This is a genomic window from Listeria floridensis FSL S10-1187 (genome assembly GCF_000525875.1).
Classification (GTDB): Bacteria; Bacillota; Bacilli; order Lactobacillales; family Listeriaceae; genus Listeria; species Listeria floridensis.
On the sequence record NZ_AODF01000087.1, the window covers coordinates 1 to 589 of the forward strand.

Annotated in this window: 1 protein-coding gene; it reads right to left on the minus strand. The window is 44.7% G+C overall.

Translation table 11 applies throughout. The features are described 5' to 3' along the window. Nucleotides 1–589, minus strand: a 589-nt coding sequence (locus MFLO_RS15810) for an immunoglobulin-like domain-containing protein (RefSeq protein ID WP_338151533.1), incomplete at both ends; no start/stop codon positions are given.

The window sequence follows — 589 nt, forward strand, 5'->3', positions numbered from 1 at the left end:
CCAACCAGTTCTACTGTATCTCCAGGTTGAATAAAGGTCGCGACATTTGGGAAGGTGAAGTTGCCGTTGCCATCCATTTCAGCTTGACGAACGATGGTGCCATTCACCACAAGACGTACTTTGAAGATGTCTTTACCGTATTTCCCAGTCAAGTTCGCTTGGTTGAGCTTGTAAGGATCTGCAGATAAGCTGTAATCATATTGAACATTGCCTTGTACCGTCACTGGTTTTTCAGCACGTTGTACGTAAGCACTATCCACCCCAACCACTTTGACTGTATCTGTGCTTGATGTGATAAATTGTGCTGCCGTTGCGAACGTGTAGTTTCCGTTACTATCCGTTGTTGCCTGTGCGACCACTTTTCCATTTACGAAAAGACGCACTTTTGAAATATCATCGCCATAAGTACCAGTTAAGGACGTCGAAGTGCCAATCACATAAGGATTTTGTTGGACCGTTAGATCATAGTCCATCACGTCATTCCCAACAACTGTGACCGGTTTCCGTGCTTGCTCGACATAGCGGCTATCCACGCCTACAACTTCTACTTTATCCGTTTTCTTGAAGACAAATTTCTCCATACCTGAGA